The organism is Shigella sp. FC1661 (assembly GCF_001712525.1).
GTDB lineage: Bacteria > Pseudomonadota > Gammaproteobacteria > Enterobacterales > Enterobacteriaceae > Escherichia > Escherichia coli.
This window is the reverse complement of record NZ_MDGW01000427.1, coordinates 1-657: the sequence shown is the minus strand read 5'-3', so window position 1 is coordinate 657 and position 657 is coordinate 1. Positions and strand designations below refer to the sequence as shown.

Annotated in this window: 2 pseudogenes; one reads left to right on the top strand and one right to left on the bottom strand. The window is 51.3% G+C overall.

From position 1 onward, the window contains the following. A pseudogene (locus BFF42_RS19500) lies at window positions 1–357 on the top strand (DDE-type integrase/transposase/recombinase); the annotation flags it as partial. A gap of 15 nt (window positions 358–372) precedes the next feature. On the opposite strand, the pseudogene BFF42_RS19495 reads toward BFF42_RS19500, so the two are convergent. Next, window positions 373–657: pseudogene (locus BFF42_RS19495) on the bottom strand (IS1-like element IS1X2 family transposase); the annotation flags it as partial.

The following is a 657-nucleotide window of genomic DNA, read 5'->3' as shown; positions in this document are numbered from 1 at the left end:
CAGGAGGGATGGTTGTACCTCGCTGGCATCAAAGATGTTTATACGTGCGAAATTGTCGGCTACGCCATGGGAGAGCGCATGACAAAAGAGCTGACAGGTAAAGCCCTGTTTATGGCGCTCAGGAGCCAGCGCCCACCTGCCGGGCTAATCCACCACTCTGATCGAGGTTCACAGTACTGCGCATACGATTACCGGGTCATACAGGAGCAGTCTGGTCTGAAAACATCAATGTCGCGTAAAGGTCACTGTTACGACAACGCTCCGATGGAAAGCTTCTGGGGAACGCTGAAAAATGAGAGCCTGAGCCACTATCGTTTTAATAACCGGGATGAAGCCATCTCAGTAATACGGGAATACGGTAATGACTCCAACTTACTGATAGTGTTTTATGTTCAGATAATGCCCGATGACCTTGTCATGCAGCTCCACCGATTTTGAGAACGACAGTGACTTCCGTCCCAGCCTTGCCAGATGTTGTCTCAGATTCAGATTATGTCGCTCAATGCGCTGAGTGTAACGCTTGCTGATAACGTGCAGCTTTCCCTTCAGGCGTGATTCATACAGCGGCCAGCCATCCGTCATCCATACCACGACCTCAAAGGCCGACAGCAGGCTCAGAAGACGCTCCAGTGTGGCCAGAGTGCGTTCACCGAAGAC